The 19,298-nt window shown below is 61.8% G+C and carries 17 protein-coding genes and 2 tRNA genes; 11 read left to right on the top strand and 8 right to left on the bottom strand.

Going from position 1 to position 19,298, the window contains the following annotated elements:
* Positions 1-163: 163 nt before the first annotated feature.
* A complete protein-coding gene (gene serA / locus E5720_RS02440) occupies positions 164-1,759 on the top strand; it encodes a phosphoglycerate dehydrogenase (protein WP_136169330.1) in 1,596 nt (531 codons plus the stop codon).
* A 43-nt stretch (positions 1,760-1,802) separates the two neighbouring features.
* On the top strand, positions 1,803-2,813 hold the full coding sequence (locus tag E5720_RS02435) for a 3-isopropylmalate dehydrogenase (protein WP_136169329.1): 1,011 nt from the start codon (positions 1,803-1,805) through the stop codon (positions 2,811-2,813).
* 78 nt (positions 2,814-2,891) lie between these two features.
* Here E5720_RS02435 and E5720_RS02430 read toward each other — a convergent pair whose 3' ends face one another.
* Positions 2,892-4,088: an MFS transporter gene (locus E5720_RS02430; protein ID WP_136169328.1), complete on the bottom strand. Its 1,197-nt coding sequence runs from the start codon at positions 4,086-4,088 to the stop codon at positions 2,892-2,894.
* Positions 4,089-4,222: 134 nt separating this feature from the next.
* Here E5720_RS02430 and E5720_RS02425 point away from each other — a divergent pair, with 134 nt between their 5' ends.
* From E5720_RS02425 to E5720_RS02415, 3 genes are read left to right on the top strand one after another with little or no spacing between them, the layout of a single operon-like run.
* Positions 4,223-4,996: a fumarylacetoacetate hydrolase family protein gene (locus E5720_RS02425; protein ID WP_136169327.1), complete on the top strand. Its 774-nt coding sequence runs from the start codon at positions 4,223-4,225 to the stop codon at positions 4,994-4,996.
* 36 nt (positions 4,997-5,032) lie between these two features.
* Positions 5,033-6,505 (top strand): glutamate--tRNA ligase, encoded by a 1,473-nt coding sequence (gene gltX, locus E5720_RS02420; RefSeq protein ID WP_136169326.1) that lies wholly within the window; start codon positions 5,033-5,035, stop codon positions 6,503-6,505.
* A gap of 16 nt (positions 6,506-6,521) precedes the next feature.
* Positions 6,522-7,514 carry a YihY/virulence factor BrkB family protein gene (locus E5720_RS02415; RefSeq protein WP_210729943.1) on the top strand — a complete coding sequence of 331 codons (993 nt, stop codon included), beginning with the start codon at positions 6,522-6,524 and terminating at the stop codon, positions 7,512-7,514.
* On the opposite strand, the gene E5720_RS02410 is transcribed toward E5720_RS02415, so the two are convergent.
* Complete coding sequence (locus E5720_RS02410) at positions 7,493-9,034, bottom strand: bifunctional 3'-5' exonuclease/DNA polymerase (protein WP_136169325.1); 1,542 nt, start codon at positions 9,032-9,034, stop codon at positions 7,493-7,495. The two genes, E5720_RS02415 and E5720_RS02410, sit on opposite strands and share 22 nt — an antisense overlap.
* A 195-nt stretch (positions 9,035-9,229) precedes the next feature.
* Between E5720_RS02410 and E5720_RS02405 the strand changes: the two genes are divergently transcribed.
* Together E5720_RS02405 and E5720_RS02400 are read left to right on the top strand one after the other, a co-directional pair.
* A tRNA-Gln gene (locus tag E5720_RS02405) sits at positions 9,230-9,301 on the top strand.
* Positions 9,302-9,425: 124 nt separating this feature from the next.
* Positions 9,426-9,498 (top strand) — tRNA-Glu (locus E5720_RS02400).
* 77 nt (positions 9,499-9,575) lie between these two features.
* On the opposite strand, the gene E5720_RS21560 is transcribed toward E5720_RS02400, so the two are convergent.
* The 3 genes from E5720_RS21560 to E5720_RS02390 form a co-directional block, all read right to left on the bottom strand.
* Positions 9,576-9,743 carry a DUF5302 domain-containing protein gene (locus E5720_RS21560; protein WP_168708266.1) on the bottom strand — a complete coding sequence of 56 codons (168 nt, stop codon included), beginning with the start codon at positions 9,741-9,743 and terminating at the stop codon, positions 9,576-9,578.
* 84 nt (positions 9,744-9,827) lie between these two features.
* Positions 9,828-10,325: a PPOX class F420-dependent oxidoreductase gene (locus E5720_RS02395; protein WP_136172385.1), complete on the bottom strand. Its 498-nt coding sequence runs from the start codon at positions 10,323-10,325 to the stop codon at positions 9,828-9,830.
* 58 nt (positions 10,326-10,383) lie between these two features.
* Positions 10,384-11,085: an IclR family transcriptional regulator gene (locus E5720_RS02390; RefSeq protein WP_136169324.1), complete on the bottom strand. Its 702-nt coding sequence runs from the start codon at positions 11,083-11,085 to the stop codon at positions 10,384-10,386.
* Positions 11,086-11,237: 152 nt separating this feature from the next.
* Here E5720_RS02390 and leuC point away from each other — a divergent pair, with 152 nt between their 5' ends.
* The 3 genes from leuC to E5720_RS02375 all read left to right on the top strand — a co-directional run bounded on the left by leuC (position 11,238) and on the right by E5720_RS02375 (position 14,183).
* Complete coding sequence (gene leuC, locus E5720_RS02385) at positions 11,238-12,662, top strand: 3-isopropylmalate dehydratase large subunit (RefSeq protein ID WP_136169323.1); 1,425 nt, start codon at positions 11,238-11,240, stop codon at positions 12,660-12,662.
* A 50-nt stretch (positions 12,663-12,712) separates the two neighbouring features.
* Positions 12,713-13,330: a 3-isopropylmalate dehydratase small subunit gene (leuD, locus tag E5720_RS02380; protein WP_084348563.1), complete on the top strand. Its 618-nt coding sequence runs from the start codon at positions 12,713-12,715 to the stop codon at positions 13,328-13,330.
* Between the two features lie 148 nt (positions 13,331-13,478).
* Entirely contained in the window at positions 13,479-14,183 is a 705-nt protein-coding gene (locus E5720_RS02375; RefSeq protein WP_136169322.1) for an HU family DNA-binding protein, read from the top strand.
* 90 nt (positions 14,184-14,273) lie between these two features.
* On the opposite strand, the gene E5720_RS02370 is transcribed toward E5720_RS02375, so the two are convergent.
* The 3 genes from E5720_RS02370 to cofC are packed head-to-tail and all read right to left on the bottom strand — an operon-like array spanning position 14,274 to position 18,157.
* A complete protein-coding gene (locus E5720_RS02370) occupies positions 14,274-15,209 on the bottom strand; it encodes a bifunctional NUDIX hydrolase/histidine phosphatase family protein (protein WP_136169321.1) in 936 nt (311 codons plus the stop codon).
* Entirely contained in the window at positions 15,209-17,446 is a 2,238-nt protein-coding gene (locus tag E5720_RS02365) for an RNA degradosome polyphosphate kinase (RefSeq protein WP_136169320.1), read from the bottom strand. Before E5720_RS02365 ends, E5720_RS02370 begins: the two co-directional genes overlap by 1 nt.
* A 60-nt stretch (positions 17,447-17,506) precedes the next feature.
* Entirely contained in the window at positions 17,507-18,157 is a 651-nt protein-coding gene (gene cofC / locus E5720_RS02360; RefSeq protein ID WP_210729942.1) for a 2-phospho-L-lactate guanylyltransferase, read from the bottom strand.
* Positions 18,158-18,279: 122 nt separating this feature from the next.
* Here cofC and E5720_RS02355 point away from each other — a divergent pair, with 122 nt between their 5' ends.
* Complete coding sequence (locus E5720_RS02355; RefSeq protein ID WP_136169319.1) at positions 18,280-19,278, top strand: NAD(P)H-dependent glycerol-3-phosphate dehydrogenase; 999 nt, start codon at positions 18,280-18,282, stop codon at positions 19,276-19,278.
* The last annotated feature ends 20 nt before the right edge of the window (positions 19,279-19,298 follow it).

The raw sequence follows: 19,298 nt of genomic DNA, 5'->3' as shown, positions 1-19,298 counted from the left end.
GAGGGGCGCCCCACGCACTGACCAGTGCGTGAGGGCGCCCTTCTGCCCGGGTCGTGAGGGCGACACCGATGCGCCCCACCTCGGCATCTAAACTTGTGCCGCACCACGCCATTCTTCATTCCGATCGACAGCATCATTTGCGATGACATAGGGAGTTCTTCACGTGAGTCAGCCAGGCCGTCCTGTCGTTCTGATCGCCGATAAACTTGCGCAGTCCACAGTCGAGGCACTCGGCGACGGCGTAGAGGTCCGTTGGGTCGACGGCCCGGATCGCCCCGCACTTCTCGCGGCAGTCCCCGAAGCCGACGCCATCCTCGTCCGATCCGCCACCACGGTCGACGCCGAGGTTCTCGCCGCCGGCACGAAACTCAAGATCGTCGCTCGCGCGGGCGTCGGCCTCGACAACGTCGACGTGCCTGCCGCCACCGAGCGTGGTGTCCTCGTGGTCAATGCCCCGACGTCGAATATCCACACTGCTGCCGAGCACGCTGTGACGCTGTTGCTGTCCGCTGCTCGCCAGATCCCTGCTGCCGACGCGACACTGCGTCAGCACGAGTGGAAGCGCAGCAAGTTCAACGGTGTCGAAATCTTCGGCAAGACGGTGGGAGTCGTCGGGCTCGGCCGTATCGGCCAGCTGTTCGCTCAGCGCATGGCTGCCTTCGAGACGCATGTCATCGCGTACGACCCGTACGTCTCCGCTGCTCGCGCTGCCCAGCTCGGAATCGAGCTCGTCAGCCTCGATGAATTGCTGACACGCGCCGACATGTTCTCCGTGCACCTTCCGAAGACACCCGAAACCAAGGGCATCATCGGCAAGGAAGCCCTCGCGAAGACCAAGCCGGGTGTCATCGTCGTCAACGCCGCCCGCGGCGGTCTGGTCGACGAGCAGGCGCTCGCCGACGCCATCACCAGCGGCCACGTGTTCGCTGCCGGAATCGACGTCTACGCGTCCGAGCCATGCACCGACAGCCCGCTGTTCGAGCTGCCGCAGGCCGTCGTCACCCCCCACCTCGGAGCATCGACCACCGAAGCTCAGGACCGTGCGGGCACCGACGTCGCGAAGTCTGTATTGCTTGCTCTCGCAGGTGAATTCGTTCCCGACGCAGTCAACGTCAAGGGCGGCGCAGTCGGCGAAGAGGTGTCGCCATGGCTCGAGATCGTCCGCAAGCAGGGTGTACTTCTCGGCGCGCTCTCCGAAGAACTGCCTTCCTCGTTGTCGGTCGACGTGCGCGGCGAGCTCGCTGCCGAAGATGTCGAGATCCTCAAGCTGTCGGCACTGCGCGGCCTGTTCTCCGCTGTCATCGAGGACTCGGTCACCTTCGTCAACGCTCCGTCACTCGCCGAGGAGCGCGGGGTCACCGCCGAGGTCACCAAGGCACCCGAGAGTGAGAACCATCGCAGCGTCGTCGACATTCGCGCCGTATACGGCGACGGAACCGTCCTCAACGTCGCAGGCACACTCACCGGCACCAAGCAGGTCGAGAAGATCGTCAACATCAACGGCCGCAACTTCGACCTCCGGGCCGAGGGCAAGAACCTGATCGTCAACTACGCAGATCAGCCCGGCAGCCTCGGCCGCATCGGCACATTGCTCGGTGACGCCGGAATCGACATCCAGGCCGCAGCGCTCAGCCAGGACACCGAGGGTGAAGGCGCCACGATCCTGCTCCGCGTCGACAAGGACGTGCCGTCGGAACTGTGCGCAAGCATCGCCGCCGCGGTCGGCGCATCGACGATCGAACTCGTCGACCTGTCCTGAGCACCGTCTCATCCCGAATGCATTACACAGAACGAGGAGTTCAATGAAGCTCGCCGTCATCGCTGGAGATGGAATCGGCCCTGAGGTCGTCGAACAGGCATTGAAGGTGCTGGACATCGTCGTACCCGGCGTCGAGAAGACCGAATACGACCTCGGTGCCCGCCGCTACAACGCGACCGGCGAGCTTCTTCCCGGTTCGGTCCTGGAAGAGATTCGCGGACACGACGCAATTCTCTTGGGTGCCATCGGCGACCCGTCGGTTCCCAGTGGAATCCTCGAACGTGGCCTGTTGCTCAATGCACGGTTCGCGCTCGATCATCACGTCAATATTCGTCCCGCGAAGTTGTACCCCGGGGTTACCGGACCGCTCGCAGGTAACAAGGAAATCGACGTGCTCGTCGTACGCGAGGGAACCGAAGGGCCGTACACCGGCAATGGTGGAGCACTGCGGGTGAACACACCGCACGAGGTTGCGACCGAGGTGAGCGTCAATACTCGCTTCGGTGTCGAGCGTGTCGTTCGCGACGCGTTCGCCCGTGCGCTCGGACGTCGCAAACACCTCACGTTGCTGCACAAGACCAACGTGCTCGCGTTCGCCGGCAGTCTCTGGGCGCGGACGGTGGATGAAGTCTCCAAGGAATTCGCTGACGTCGAGGTCGCCTACCAGCACATCGATGCCGCGATGATTCACCTCGTCACCGACCCGGGTCGGTTCGACGTCATCGTCACCGACAATCTTTTCGGTGACATCGTCACAGACCTCTCCGCTGCCGTCAGCGGCGGCATCGGCCTGGCAGCCAGCGGAAACATCGATGCGACGGGCACCAACCCGTCGATGTTCGAGCCGGTCCACGGCAGTGCCCCGGATATCGCAGGGCAAGGCAAAGCGGATCCAACGGCAGCAATTCTGTCGGTGTCGCTACTTTTGTCGCATCTTGGCGACTCCGTCAACGCAGCACGAGTCGAAGCTGCAGTTGCTGCAGACCTCGCTTCCCGTGGATCCTCGACTGCGACCACCGCAGAAATCGGCGACCGGATCGCTGCCAAGCTGTAAATCTCTTACTGAGTGCATCGAATGCCTCTCACGTGCACCTGGTGGGTGCAGTGGGGGGCATTCGTTGCTTATGGGTCTCTACTGGTTGCTCTCGTGATCGTCGGGGATGACGGGGACGGACAGGGCAGGGAAGACGGCCGACGCCAGGAATGCCAGCGGAAAGCTCACTGCGGCGAGGGCGCCGAAGGCCGGTGGTACGAGCGACGCCGCGATGTACTGCCCGGTGTTCTGGACGCCGAGGGCGCGCCCGCTCCAATAGGATCCCGAGAACTCGGCAACGGCAGTGAATGCCAACCCGTTCGGTGCGACGGTGACGATCGAGGCCACGACCAGCAGCGCGATGGAGATGGGGGAGTCCAGCCAGTCGGTGACTGCGAGCGCGAGCATGCTCACGGTCGTCGAGAGTGCGACCCATCGCAACGGACGCATTCGGCTTCCGACACGGTCCGATAGTGCGCCGACTCCCATTCGACCGAACGCTCCAAGGATTTGGGTGACGGTCACCAAGATGCCTGCCGAGGCTGCCGACCACTCGCGATCGGTCATGAGCCAGACGAGCGCATAGGTCCACACGACGTATTGAGGTACCACCAGCAGGATCGAGGTGGAATGAATCCGCCAGAGTTGAGAACTGGCCCGGTACGGGTTGGCAAGTAGTCCCTGTTCGGCGGCATCGGCTCGCGTCGGGCGTGGGGGATCCACGACGGCCAGGCACAGCACGGCTCCCAGTGTGCAGATGATTGCGGGGACCAACAGGGCAGCCGAGACCCCGTGGTCTCGCGCGATGGGTGGTATCGACAGTGCGGCGATGGCGACGCCCAGTGGTACCGACATCTGGCGGATACCCATGGCGAGGCCGCGTCGCTGGGGCGGGAACCATCCCACGACGACGCGTCCAGACGCGCTGTTTGCGCTGGCTGCCGCCATTCCGCCGATCAGCAGGCACAGGCCGAGCATTGCGAACGAGGTGGTGAAAAACGCTGCGAAGCTGGCAGCCGCAGTGAGGCCGAGCCCGAGAGCGAGTACGAGGCGTTCACCGATGCGGTCGACGAGCATGCCCCACGCGATCAGCGTGAGCATGATCCCCACCGTCGGCATCGCGACGAGCAGTCCAGCACTGGGCAGGCTCAACCCGCGGTCCTCGTGCAGAGTCGGAATGAGAAAAGCAGCTCCGTTGATGAACACCGCGCCTGAAGTCTGCGCGAGCATTCCGAGCGCGAGCATGAACCACTTTCGGGCGCTGTCGGTGTCGAGCGCGCGAGCTGTTGCAGTCATGGCCTCATTCCTGGTTCCCACTATATGGACTCCAGATCTTGGTATCTGAAATCCAGAAGCGACGTTACACCCGTAGCGCGCGCTGCATCGGACGGCATGGACGCCGCGAAATAGAAGGTCGATAGACTTTCGACATGCGTCTGGGTCGAATTGCAAGTCCTGATGGTGTGGCATTCGTGAGTATCGAGGGAGAGGGTGATGAACGCACCGCCAAGGAGATTGCCGAACATCCCTTCGGCACGCCGACTTTCACGGGTCGTTCGTGGCCGCTGGCCGACGTTCGTCTGCTCGCGCCGATCCTCGCCAGCAAAGTCATAGCGATCGGAAAGAACTACGCCGCACATGTAGCCGAGATGGGCGGGGAGGCTCCCAAGGATCCCGTTATCTTCATCAAGCCGAACACCTCGATCGTCGGGCCGGGAGCGCCCATCATGTTGCCGGCGACCTCGAACGAGGTTCACTACGAAGGCGAACTGGCTATCGTGATCGGGCGTCCGTGCAAGGACGTGCCTGCAGCCAAAGCTCTCGATGTGGTCCTGGGTTATACCGTTGCGAACGACGTATCTGCTCGCGACCATCAACGGCACGACGGTCAATGGACCAGGGCCAAGGGTCACGACACGTTCTGCCCGCTCGGGCCTTGGATCGAGACCTCGCTCGACGCCTCCGACCTCGAAATCACGACCGAGGTCGACGGCGAGGTGAAACAACGCAGTAGGACGTCGTTGCTGCTGCACGACATCCCTGAGATCATCGAGTGGGTCTCGGCCGTCATGACCCTGCTGCCCGGCGACGTTATTCTCACCGGTACCCCCGAGGGCGTCGGTCCGATCATTGCGGGCCAGTCGGTGTCGGTCACCGTCGAGGGCATCGGCACGCTGACCAACCCCGTCGCCGCCAAGAACTGACGATCCTTTCACCTTCCCCTCGAACGCGAGCGAGCTATGACCTCCAACGAAGTACGAGTCCGATTCTGTCCGTCACCGACCGGCACCCCGCACGTGGGCTTGATCCGCACGGCACTGTTCAACTGGGCGTTCGCGCGCCATCATGGTGGTGCTTTCGTCTTTCGCATCGAGGACACCGATGCAGCACGTGATTCCGAAGACTCGTATGCGGCGATCCTCGACGCACTGCGATGGCTCGGGCTCACCTGGGACGAGGGCCCGGAGGTCGGTGGGCCGTACGAACCGTATCGACAGTCGCTACGGCGTGATCAACATCTCGATGTAGTCCGACAGCTGCTCGAAGCGGGGGAGGCGTACCACTCCTTTTCGACCCCCGAGGAGGTCGAGACCCGCCACAAGGCCGCCGGGCGGGACCCCAAGTTGGGTTATGACAACTTCGATCGGGATCTGACCGACGAGCAGCGACAGAAGTTTCGCGACGAAGGCCGCAGCCCCGTCGTTCGGTTGCGTATGCCCGATCACGATCTGTCGTGGACGGACCTCGTCCGTGGGGAGACGACTTTCAAAGCCGGCACGGTGCCGGACTTTGCTCTCACCCGAGGTAACGGGATTCCGTTGTACACGTTGGTGAATCCGGTGGACGACGCGCTGATGAAGATCACGCACGTGCTTCGCGGAGAGGACCTGCTGTCCTCGACCCCGCGTCAGTTGGCGTTGTACGAGGCGCTCATCCGGATCGGTGTCGCGGACAGCACACCAGAATTCGGCCACCTGCCGTTCGTGATGGGTGCGGGAAACAAGAAGCTGTCCAAGCGCGATCCCGAATCCAATCTCTTCATCCACCGTGACCGCGGATTCGTGCCCGAGGGACTGCTGAACTATTTGGCGCTTCTCGGCTGGGGCATTTCCGACGACCATGACGTCTTCTCGCTCGACGAGATGGTGGCGGCGTTCGACATCTCCACCGTGAACTCCAACCCGGCTCGATTCGACCAGAAGAAGGCCGATGCCATCAATGCCGAGCACATTCGGCTGCTCGAGCCTGCGGATTTCGCAGCGCGACTGCGTACGTTCCTGACCGAGCAGGGACATTTGCCCGAGCAGGTCGACGAGGAGCAGTTTGCCGTGGCCGCCGATCTCGTGCAGACACGCATCGTGGTGTTGTCGGACGCCTGGGGACTGCTGAAGTTCCTCTACGTCGCCGACAGCGACTTCGGAATAGACCCAGCGGCAGCGGCGAAGAATCTGACTGCCGATGCCGGACCCGTTCTCGACGCGACGATCACAGCATTGACAGAGTTGTCTTCCTGGCGCACAGCAGATCTGGAGGCGACGCTCAAAGCGGCACTGATCGACGGCTTGGAACTCAAGCCGCGCAAGGCTTTTGCACCGGTCCGCGTCGCGGTGACCGGATCACACATCTCTCCGCCACTGTACGAGTCGATGGAACTCCTCGGGCGCGAGAAGACGCTCGCGCGACTCGGCGCTGCGCGCGCCTCCATCGGCTGATCGGCGCGGTAACCAGGTGTCTGTCGCCGCACGGGTGGACCGAGTTCAGCGTCGCCACCCGGTCCTCGGCTTCCCGCTGGCGGTGATCTACAAGTTCGTGGACGATCAGGGCGGCTATCTCGCTGCTCTGATCGCCTACTACGCATTTCTGTCGCTCTTTCCGTTGCTGTTGCTCGGATCGACGATCCTAGGAATCGTGTTGGCCGGTAACCCGCAGCTGCAGCAACAGATCTTGGATTCGGCACTGAGTCAGATTCCCATCATCGGTGACGAGGTCGGCGAACCGGACAAGATCGGTGGCGGAACTCTCGGTCTGATCATCGGTGTCCTGGGTTCGCTCTACGGCGGGCTCGGGGTCGCGGTAGCCGTTCAGAATGCGATGAATGTTGCGTGGGCAGTACCGAAGAACCTTCGCCCGAACCCGATTCGTTCACGAGTACGCGGGCTTGCGCTACTCAGCACGGTCGGGGTCGCCGTCCTGGCTATCACTGCCGTCAACGTTGCCAGTTCTGCCGGTGTCTTCGGCAGCATCAACGGCAGTGTGGTGCTGATTGCGTCCATTCTTCTCAACATCATCGTCTTCACCGTCGCTTTCCGGCTGGCGACGGCCCGCGACTTGTCGATCTCGAACGTGCTTCCGGGGGCGATCGTGGCTGGGGTTCTCTGGCAGATTCTGCAGACATTCGGCGGTGTGTACATCAGATATGTCGTGGGCCGAGCGTCGATCACCAATGGGGTATTCGCGGTAGTGATCGGACTTCTGGCGTTCATGTACATCGCTTCGGTCCTCATCGTCTTCGCCGTCGAGATCGATGTGGTTAGGGTGGAAAAGCTCTATCCCCGTTCACTTCTGACGCCGTTCACCGACGATGTTATCCTTACCGAGGGCGACCGTCTCACCTATACCGGGCAAGCGGAAGCACAACGCAGCAAGGGGTTCGAGGAGATCGAGGTGACCTTCGACGGTCATGGATCCGAGGAAGAATCTCAATCCTCCGGATCGGCGTAGCTAGATCTGACCGCGACATCCATCGGAAATCGAACTGCGGTGTCGCCGAAGAGAAGCCGTGTGGCGCTGAGCGCTGCATCTTCGATGTGTCGGCGAGCTGTGACGCAGTCGCGACTGTGCACGACTACCTCGTCGTGTTGAAAGAAGACGAGTTCGCCGGACCCTGGTTCGGCTGCCAGCCTCTTTCGTAACTCGGCCAACAGGCATACTGCCCATTCCGAAGCGGTTGCCTGCACGAGAAAGTTTCTGGTGAATCGCCCGCGCGCATGTGCATCGCCGTGCGCCCACCACTCGGCCGACGGTTGCGGACACGCGCGCCCGAGCCATGAATGGACGACCTCCCCGCGTTCACCGCTCCGAGCGGCCCGCTCGACGTACTCGACGGCCTCGGGGAACCTGCGGCGTAGCAAGGCCAGAAGGGACCGCGACTCGCCTGAGGTGGCGCCGTACAAGACTCCGAGGATGGCAACTTTCGCTTTGTTTCGGTCGCCGCCGAAGGCCGCCTGTGCGACGGGGGCGTACAGATCTTCGGTACCGGCAGCCTCGGTCATTGCGGGATCGGCCGACATCGCAGCCAAAATCCGTGGCTCCAGTTGTCCAGCGTCGGCGATAACGAAATCGTGGTCGGGCTCCGCTATCACGCTGGTGCGCAGGGGTTTCGGAATTTGAAGTCCGCCACCCCCGCGACTGGCCCATCGACCGGACACCACCGCACCGGGTACATAGACGGGGCGAAATCGGTCCTGCCGAACCCATGCCTTCGACCATGCCCATCCGTTGGTACTGAACAACTTCGACAGATCCCGGTGGCGAAGCAACAGCGGAACTGCCGGGTGATCGACGGCGCTGAGAATGTGAGCACGCGTCGAGGTCAGTTCGATGTCTTCCCGGGCGAAAGCGGCGATTACCTCCAGGTGTGAACTCGGATTGACTCTGCGCCCGAACACCGCGCTGATCTCGGATTCGAGCTCGATGATCGAGGGCGGCAAGTCTCCGTCGCGAGGGCGTCGGCCGAGCATCTTCTCGAGGTATCGATCGTGTGCGTCGGCAGAGAATGGCAAACCGGCGTGACTCATCTCCGCCGCGGCGAGTGCCCCCGCGGATTCTGCAGCGAACAAGAGTCGCAGGCCGGTCGATGTCACACTTTCTGCTACGTGCCGACGATGCAAGTCGAGGATCGATTCGGAGCTCGGATAAGCGTATGCGTCGAACAACCCCGGTCGGTCGTCTTCGGGCGCGGTCGTGGGTGGGGGGACCTCACCGCGGCGGACGGCGAGGATTCCTTCCACGAGGGAAAGGTCGTGACAGCGGTCGACGCGTACCCCTGCCTCCAGCAGCGGGCCATAGGTGCGCGCAGTGGACTCCCAGATCCATCTGGGACGATCAGCGGTTTCGATTCGGTGCACGGACGCAGCGAGGTCGGTGCATTCTTCTCGCTGCCCGGACAGGTGTCCGTCGTCGTCGGTGGGGAAGAGGTGATGAACGGTGCCCGTCGGCACTACGACAACTTTCACTCGCATCTACCGTCGCTGATCACAAGATCGAGTGTCCGCTAGGACCTTCGAGGTCGTCCCCGCGGGTCCAGAGGTCGCTCCGGCGCGTAGTTCGAGACTCTGACCAGCCGATTTGGAGAAACCCGGGTGTCCTTTGATAGTCTCTATTCCGGCCCAGAACGCAGTGCACATGTTGGTTGTGTGGATGTCGTCGAAGGTCATTGGGGTATGGTGTAATTGGCAACACAGCGGTTTCTGGTACCGCCATTCTAGGTTCGAGTCCTGGTACCCCAGCAAGCGTTTCGGTGGTGAATTTTGTTGCCGAACGTCAGCCGGTTAAGCTGGCTAAGCTTTCATCTGGTTGTACACAGTTGAATGTGATTGCAACCGAAGTGTGGTTGCAATCGATGAAGTTCCTGGCCCCGTCGTCTAGCGGCCTAGGACGCCGCCCTCTCAAGGCGGTAGCGCGGGTTCGAATCCCGTCGGGGCTACAACGAACAAAACACCCTCTCACCGGTTCGGTGAGAGGGTGTTTTCGTTCTGTGCAAGCGGGTCTACGTTTGCGAACCTAGACGCTCTTGCGTCGGAACATCCGCTGATGATCGGCGGGGCCGTGGGCGTTGTTCACCTTCGGTCCGCCATCCTTGTGCTCGACCGCGGTAGCCGACTTGTGATTCTTCTTTTCCAGGGCCTCGCGAAACTTCTTCTTCGTGTCTTCTTTGCTGGGTTCTGTCATGATCGCTCCTTGCACGTCGGTGACGAGAAAAAGGTACCGCAGAATGAGAGCGGAGATTGCCGCCTCTGTCTCCGCTCTCACCCGCTATACGTGTTCGGCCGTGGATCCACCCAGTGGAATGGCGGGCAGGCCGAGCTTGCGGTGATCCCACGAGCGTGTGCGGTCGACGACGACCCTGACTGCAATCCGCTTGTTCATCATCTGCTCCACCATCGGACGCACCTGTTCCGAATAGGGCCCGGTGTAGCGATCCCACACACTTATGCCCACTGCAGAGATCGACTCAGGGTCGTCGAGTATCTCCGCTGTCCCTTCGAAGGAGACGCCGCGGAGAGTGTCATAGGTGTTGCCGTCCTCGACGAGCACCGTGATCCGTGAGTCACGACGAATGTTGACGGCCTTCTGGGACTTCGCCTTGGTCTCGAACCACACCTCGCCGTCGATGACGCCATACCACATCGCTACTAGGTGAGGCTGTCCATCGGCTCCGATGGTGGCGAGAGTCGCAACTCGACTTCTCTCGATGAACGTCGCGATTTCGACGTCGGTCATTGTTATCTGCGCGCGCTGATTGGTTCCCACGCTCATTGCTTATCAGAGAACGGGGTATCGAGGATCGTAGATTCCGAATCTGTTCGTGTCAGAGCCGTTTGTGTATCGCCTCGGCAGCAGCGAGCAGATCTGCGGCCCAACGCGCGCCGGGTCGACGGCCGATTCGGTCGATGGGTCCTGAGACCGATACAGCGGCGATGACATTTCCTGCCGCATCTCGAACCGGAGCTGCGACGCTGGCGACTCCTGGCTCACGTTCCCCGGCACTCTGAGCCCAACCCCGCCTGCGGACTTCGATCAGCACACGTTCCCCGAATTCTGCATCCGGCAGAACGGTGCGTTGGGTCTGTTGATCGGCCCAAGCGAGTAGAACTTTCGCGCCGGAGCCTGCTGACATGGGAAGGCGGGCACCGACGAGAACCGTATCGCGCAGACCTGTCGGCGGTTCCATCGAGGCGACGCAAACCCGTACGGTGCCCTCGCGCCGGTAGATTTGCACGCTTTCGCCCGTGATCTCGCGCAACCGCGGAAGGACGGATGCTGCTGCGTCGAGCAATGCATCGGTGGCAGTGGCCGCAAGTTCGGCCAGGCCCGGCCCGGGCCGGAAGAGCCCGTGCGCGTCACGCGCGAGGAGCCTGTGGACTTCGAGACCGACGGCCAGGCGATGTGCGGTGGCGCGGGGGAGTCCGGTTCTTATGCAGAGATCACTGAGCGTGCAGGGTTCCGCGGCAACCGCATGGAGAACCCCCATTGCTTTGTCCAGAACGCCGATGCCGCTATGCTGTCTCATAGACCGATACTAGCGTCTCGCATCGTGGGAATGCACACTGTCGAAGGTGCTCGCTCGCGGCGGGAGATACGTGATGTCGGTGCGATAGCGCGACGTGGGCCAGCCCGTAGTCCACCGGCGCGACACACATCAGGAAAAGGTTGGTGGCATTGATGGCCGGCACAGCACGCACTCTGGCAGAGAAGGTATGGGATCAGCACGTCGTCGTTCGAGGCGGCGGCGAAGGGGGCTCGCGGGAGCCCGATCTCATCTTCATCGATCTCCACCTCGTTCACGAGGTGACGAGTCCGCAAGCGTTCGACGGTCTTCGCCTGGCCGATCGGCCGCTGCGTCGACCGGATCTCACCATTGCAACCGAGGATCACAACGTCCCGACGGCCGATATTTTTGCGCCGATCGCGGATCTCGTCTCACGTACCCAGGTCGACACTCTTCGTAGGAACTGTGAAGAATTCGGAGTTCGCCTGTACCCCATGGGCGATCTCGATCAAGGAATCGTGCACATCATCGGACCTCAACTCGGTCTGACGCAGCCGGGTATGACAGTTGTCTGCGGAGACAGTCATACCTCTACCCACGGTGCATTCGGGGCGATCGCGATGGGAATCGGAACCAGCGAGGTCGAGCATGTGATGGCCACGCAGACTCTGTCGCTGAGGCCGTTCAAGACGATGGCGATAACCGTGGACGGTGAATTGGCGCCCGGGGTGACGAGTAAGGATTTGATTCTGGCCGTCATCGCCAAGATCGGGACGGGTGGCGGGCAGGGGTACATACTCGAGTACCGCGGCGAAGCCATTCGAAAGCTTTCGATGGAAGCTCGAATGACCATCTGCAACATGTCGATCGAGGCAGGTGCGCGTGCCGGGATGATCGCACCCGACGAGATCACGTACGAGTACATCAAAGGCCGGCCGCATGCCCCGCAGGGAAGCGACTGGGACGCCGCTGTTTCGGCGTGGGAGGAACTCGCAACGGACGCGGACGCAGTCTTCGACAACGAAGTCCACATCGATGCTTCCAGTCTCACTCCGTTCGTCACGTGGGGTACGAACCCCGGTCAGGGTGCGCCACTGGCAGATCGGGTGCCGAACCCGGCCGATATGACCGACGAGGGAGAAAAGCTCTCGGCCGAGAAGGCGTTGGCGTACATGGGTCTCGAAGCAGGGACGCCACTTCGGGAGGTGTCGATCGACACAGTGTTCGTCGGTTCGTGCACGAACGGACGAATCGAAGATCTGCGTGCCGTCGCGGGAGTCCTGGAAGGGCGGACGGTGGCGAAGGGGGTGCGCATGCTCGTGGTGCCCGGATCGATGCGGGTGCGCGCCCAGGCCGAAAAGGAAGGTCTCGGCGACATCTTCACTGCCGCAGGAGCCGAGTGGCGCCAAGCGGGATGCTCGATGTGCCTGGGAATGAACCCCGATCAATTGGCTGTAGGGGAGCGATCGGCGTCGACATCCAATCGAAATTTCGAGGGTCGGCAAGGCAAAGGCAGCCGTACGCACCTTGTCTCGCCATTGGTCGCGGCTGCCACCGCGGTCCGAGGGACGCTGTCGTCTCCGGCCGATCTTGATTAGTTCTTTCGCTCGAGCCGCCTGATCGTTCGTCAAACGTAGGAGATTTTTCGATGGAAGCCTTTATCCGCCACCAAGGAATCGGCGTGCCTCTGCGCCGTTCGAACGTCGACACCGACCAGATCATTCCAGCGGAGTACCTGAAGCGGGTGACGCGCACCGGTTTCGAAGACGGACTCTTCGCTGCATGGCGTAACGACCCGGAATTCATTCTCAATGTGAGCCCTTACGACCGAGGTTCGGTCCTCGTTGCCGGCCCCGACTTCGGAACTGGATCTTCCCGCGAGCATGCAGTGTGGGCGCTATCGGACTTCGGATTTCGGGTCGTCATCGCATCTCGTTTCGCCGACATCTTTCGTGGGAACGCTGGAAAGGCTGGGCTTCTCGCGGCAGAAGTCGAGCAGAGCGACGTGGAATTGATCTGGAAAGTTCTCGAGGAACAGCCCGGTCTGGAAATTCTTGTCGATCTCGAATCGAAGACCATAACGGCCGGAACCTTGGTGGTGCGCTTTGCCATTGACGACTACACGCGATGGCGTCTGCTGGAAGGTCTGGATGACATCGGACTGACATTACGCCAGGTAGAGGCTATCTCCGAGTACGAAAAGTCAAGGCCTTCATGGAAACCTGCGACGCTTCCGGCCCGTATCGAAGAACCTTTGGAAGGGTGACGGGGGAGGGTTCCGACACGCTTTGCGGCCCTGCCACATTGCGCGACACCCGATGAGAAATGGCGTGGCGCATAGACTCTTGACGACTTGGGGTTTACCGTTGTAGTAGTCGGTCCGACGATGGACCACAATATTGCGGAGGAATTCCATGAACAAGGCAGAGCTGATTGACGCCCTGACCGAGAAGTTGGGGTCGGATAGGCGGAGCGCCACAGAGGCTGTCGAGAACATCGTCGACACCATCGTGCGTGCGGTCCATCGTGGCGAGAGCGTAACCATCACTGGTTTCGGCGTCTTCGAGCAGCGTCGTCGTGCGGCGCGTGTCGCCCGCAACCCGCGCACCGGTGAGACGGTTCGCGTAAAGCCGACCAATGTCCCCGCATTCCGTCCGGGCGCTCAGTTCAAGGCAGTGATCGCCGGCGGACAGAAACTTCCCGCAACCGGACCCGCAGTAAAGCGTGGATCCGCTTCGGCGCCAGTGAAGAAGACGGCCGCAGCGAAGAAGACGGCCGCCAAGAAGGCCGCAGTCAAGACCACGGCACGCAAGACCACTGCCGCGGCCAAGAAGGCGGCACCGGTCAAGACCGTCGCAAAGAAGACAGCGCCAGCCAAGACCGTCGCGAAGAAGGCAGCTCCCGCCAAGACGGCAGCACGTAAGACAGTGGCCAAGAAGGCTCCCGCGAAGGCGCCGGCCAAGAAGGCCACGACCACTGCTGCAGCGAAGAAGGCTCCGGCCAAGACTGCAGCGAAGAAGGCTACGACCACTGCTGCAGCGAAGAAGGCTCCGGCCAAGACTGCAGCGAAGAAGACCGCGGCAAAGAAGGCCCCGGTAAAGCGCGCAGCTCGCAAGTAGTTCTCGATTCGGTAATCGACGAACGGACAGAAAGCAGGGCCCAGGCAGACACTGCCTGGGCCCTGCTTTCGTGTGTGAAGATCTACTGGTTCAGTCCACGGCCGGAACCACCGGTAATGGACTGGCAAGGTGGTCTGCCGCAATCAACCGACCACCGTGGAGTGAGAGTACCCAGACGCTGCCCTTGCGGTTCCGGTTCGGCGGGAGTTTCACGCCGTCCTCATCGGCCCACGACTGCAACAGATCCGGGATGACCTTCCCCTGGCTGCATATCGCTCGGACACCACCCGCCGACGCGATCGCACGTGCACGCTCGCGCGCACCCGCGGGATCCTCCCAGTAGCCCTCCTCGGAGAGCAGCGGCTCCAAGATGATCTCTTCGCCGAGCCGATCGGCCAAAGGTTGCACTGTCTGAACACAACGGCGTCTGTCGGCAGAGTGGACGCGGTCGGCTCCGAATGCCAAGAGCTGAGCCACCAGCGCGTCGGCCTGAGATTGTCCGACCTTGTCCAGCGGCCGCAATGTGTCGTCGCCTTTGTAACGTGAGCGTCGCCCAGCGCGCCCATGTCTGACGAGAAGGACGGTGTCGGTGTTGGGCGGCTTCTCGAGAAATCTACGGAGAATCTTCCGATCCATCGGGTAAGACAGCTCTTCCGATGCTTCGGTCGGTGAAACCCAGCGGAGCTCGTCGACTTCGTCGTTCGGTTCGAACTTGCCGTCGTACGCTTCTGCCGCCCAGTAGTCGACCTTCTTCATCCGTCTATGCCCGGGAACGGGATATGTGACCTTCGACAGATATCGCCCGAAGCGTGCGGCGAACCCGGTCTCCTCCTCGACCTCGCGAACGGCCGCCACCACCGCAGTCTCTCCTGGATCGATCTTTCCTTTCGGAAAAGACCAGTCGTCGTACTTCGGCCGGTGAACGAGTGCGACGCTGATCTCCCCGTTCACGCCCTGAGATTTCTGCCACAGAACCGCCCCGGCGGCAAAGATGTCGTCAGGCAGTGGCGTGCTGCGGCTTGCCATTACGAAGCCTGGTTTCGACGACTACGCATCAATTCCTGTTGGTGTTCACGGACCTTCTCGCCATGGGCGGGGGACGCCGCCCATCCGCCGTCCGCTCTCAGTTCCCAGCAACGAGTTGTCGGATCCAGAGCAGACTCGAAAATTTCGTCCAGCTGATGGGTCAGGCGTGGATCCTTCACCTGCGCCATGACTTCGACGCGACGGTCGAGATTTCGGTGCATCATGTCCGCGCTTCCGATCCAGAACTCATCGGCACCCCGAAAATTCAGTACGCGCGAGTGCTCGAGGAATCTACCGAGAATGGAACGTACTTCGATGTTCTCACTCAGACCGGGCACGCCAGGCTTCAGTGCGCAGATTCCGCGTACGACGACCTGAACCGAGACACCCGCCGCTGATGCGCGATAGAGCGCATCGATGACTTGCTCGTCGACGAGGGCGTTGGCCTTGAGCCGAATTCCCGCCTCGCCGCCCGCCAGCTTGCGCTCGATCTCGCCTTCGATACGTTCCACGATGCCCCGGCGCACTCCGTAGGGAGCAACGAGGAGGTTGCGATAACTGGTCTTTCGCGAGTACCCCGTCAAAGAGTTGAACAGATCCGTGAGATCGGCGCCGATCTCGGGCGAGGAGGTCAACAAGCCCACGTCCTCGTAGATTCGAGCGGTCTTCGGGTTGTAGTTACCGGTTCCGATGTGGCAGTACCGTCTGATCACAGAGCCTTCGCGGCGAACCACCAAGCACGTCTTGCAGTGCGTTTTCAGCCCTACGAGCCCATACACGACATGGACCCCTGCCTTTTCGAGCTTGCGTGCCCATTCGATGTTGGCTTGCTCGTCGAATCGCGCCTTGATCTCCACGAGTGCCACCACCTGCTTGCCCGCGCCTGCGGCATCGACGAGAGCGTTGACGATGGGGGAGTCACCGGATGTTCGATACAGAGTTTGCTTGATGGCGAGAACCTGAGGGTCGGCCGCGGCCTGCTCGATGAAGCGCTGAATGCTGGTGGAGAAAGAATCGTATGGGTGATGCACCAATACGTCCCCGTCGCGAAGGGTGGAGAAGACACTTTTGGGTGTTTCACGTTCCCCGAACGCTGGATGCGTTGCAGGGACGAAAGGCGCATCCTTGAGGTTCGGCCGGTCCACGCCGTATACCTGCCACAGGCACGAGAGGTCGAGCAAGCCTGGAACCTGAATCACGTCACTGGGGTCGACGTCCAACTCGCGCAGCAGCAATTCGAGCATGTGCTCGGTCATGTCGTCTGCGATCTCGAGTCGAACGGGAGAGCCGAATCTGCGACGCGCGAGTTCGCGCTCCAATGCTTGGAGGAGATCCTCGTCGCGATCTTCCTCTACCTCGAAGTCGGCGTTGCGAGTGATGCGGAAGGCGTGGCTTTCCACCACGTCCATACCAGGGAACAACACATCGAGATGTGCGGAGATCACTTCCTCCATCGACAGAAAGGCATCGATGCGATGGCTGCCGTCGCCGCGTCGTACTCGAACGAAACGATCGACATTGTCCGGTACCTTGACGCGCGCGAAGTGCTCACCCGAGGTGGCGTAGTCCTTCACTGTCACAGCAAGATTGAGGCTCAACCCGCTGATGTAGGGGAACGGGTGAGCCGGGTCGACGGCGAGCGGGGTGAGGACCGGAAACACTTGTTCGTGGAAATAACCGGACAGACGCTCCCTCTCGTCCGCATCGAGATCGGACCAACGGATGATCGCAATGCCTTCGGAAGTCAGTTCGGGGAGTATGGCGTCGAGGAGGACGCGAGCATGGCGGTGTGCGAGCTGTTGAGTGCGCTCGCCGATCAGAGCCAATTGTTCACGCGGTGTGAGACCGTCCGCGGAGCGGACCGACAATCCTGTCTCGTCGCGGCGCTTCAAGCCCGCAACTCGCACCATGTAGAACTCGTCCAGATTGGACGCGAAGATGGCGAGGAACTTCGCTCGCTCCAGAAGCGGGAGAGATGAATCCTCCGCGAGCGCGAGGACGCGGGAGTTGAAGTCGAGCCAGCTCAATTCCCGGTTCAGGTACCGGTTCTCGGGCAGTGCGTCCGCGGCGTCCAGGGAATCGAGCGCAGTAGTCGCGGGAAGCGATGTGGGATTACCTGGCGTCGGGTTCGTCGGTAGTGCACTCGACTGCACTGTGTCGGTGCTGCCGTCGGACTCTGACGATCCGGCGGCGGCGGCTGGTCCTTCACTGTTGCTCACCGTCCGATCATCCCCCATTCGGGTGGACTGTGAAACTCGGATCGGTGAATTGTCCGGGTCTAGTTCGTCGGCGATACGTCACCAGCCGAGCGAGTGCAGCACTTCCGTCGTTGCGCGACCCACACCCAGTTCGAAAGCGAGCCGAACGTCGGAGATCGTATCGACGTCCAGACGCAGTCCTGGCCAGTGGCCGTCGAGGTCGAGCGCACCGGAATCTTGATGACGTTGCGCTGATTCCGGGCCGAACAGTGGGTCGAAACGACCCGAAGTGCCCTTCAGGATCAATGCCGCTGTGCCGGTCCCATGATGGTCACTGACCAAGGAGCGGCCATTGGGTCGAGCACGTGCATACGCCTGCGCCAATTCCTCGCTGCGCAGGGCGGGCAAATCGGCTTGGAGTGCGACGATATCGAGTCCATCCTGCGCTCGGATAGCCGATGCAGCAGTGGAGAAGGCAAAGTTGAGACGTGTGGACGAGTCCCCGGAAGGATTGCTCCACGGCTCCTGCGCAACGCGCGCACCCATGCTCTCGGCAATCTCTGCAACTGCGGGATCAGGAGTCACCACGGTGATCCCGACGACCGAGTCGACGGCCCGCGCGGCCTCCGCCGTATCGCGAAGCATCGCCACGACGAGCCGTGCACGATCGGCAGCGGTGAACGAGTCGGCCAACCGAGACTTGGCGGTAACCAGGTCCCTGACGGCAATCACCACGTGCGCTCTTCCCATGACGGTCCATTCTGTCAGCGACTCGAGTATCAGTGGAGTTCGGCCTCGGCAACGCCTCGGACAGATACTGTGGTCCGGCGTGGTCCACATGATTTCTTGGCGATCAAAGAAGGTGGCGTTCGATGACCAAAGCAGCGGTACTCGGTTCTGGATCGTGGGGAACCGCATTCGCGAAAGTGCTCGCGGACGCAGGCACCGACGTCACGATGTGGGCCAGACGTCCTGAGTTGGCCGAGTCGATCAACGATAGTCACGAGAACACGGACTATCTTGCGGGAATCACCTTGCCACCCTCGATCTCGGCGACGAGTGATCCAGGCCGTGCACTGGACGGTGCGGACATCGTCGTTCTCGCCGTACCGTCACAGTCGCTTCGGGACAATCTCGCCGTGTGGACCGACTCGATTCCAGCCGACGCAACCTTGCTCAGTCTTGCGAAGGGGATCGAGACCGGGACATTGCTACGCATGAGTCAGGTCATCAGTCAGGTGACCGGAGCCGATCCGAGCCGAATCGCAGCGTTGTCCGGCCCGAATCTCGCTCGGCCGATCGCCGAGGGGCAGCCGGCTGCCACCGTTATTGCATGCTCAGACTCCAGGCGCGCTCTCGAGGTTCAAAAGTCTTGTGCAACTGGATATTTCAGGCCATACACTAATTCGGACGTCATCGGGGTCGAAATCGGTGGTGCGTGCAAGAATGTGATCGCGTTGGCGTGCGGCATGGCCAGCGGAGTCGGGTACGGCGAAAACACGCTCGCCTCGATCATGACTCGCGGTCTCGCCGAGATCATCAGACTAGGCTCGGCGCTCGGGGCGAAACCCGCCACCCTTGCAGGCTTGGCAGGCGTCGGTGATCTGGTGGCGACCTGTTCGTCGTCGCTGTCACGAAATCGATCCTTCGGGGAACGGCTGGGCGTCGGTGGGTCGATGGAGAGTGCCCAGGCGGCAGCCCACGGTCAGGTCGCCGAAGGCGTCAAGTCCTGCACCTCGGTGCGGGCTCTGGCGGAGAGTTACGACGTCGAGATGCCGCTGACCGACGCGGTGCACCGCGTGTGCCACAGCGGACTGTCGGTCCCTGATGCAGTGGGTCATCTGCTCGGCCGTCGGATCAAGCCCGAGTAACGTCGACGGGCCACATCGAG

The organism is Rhodococcus sp. PAMC28707 (assembly GCF_004795915.1).
Lineage (GTDB): Bacteria > Actinomycetota > Actinomycetes > Mycobacteriales > Mycobacteriaceae > Rhodococcoides.
This window is presented reverse-complemented; position numbering and strand designations above follow the sequence as displayed.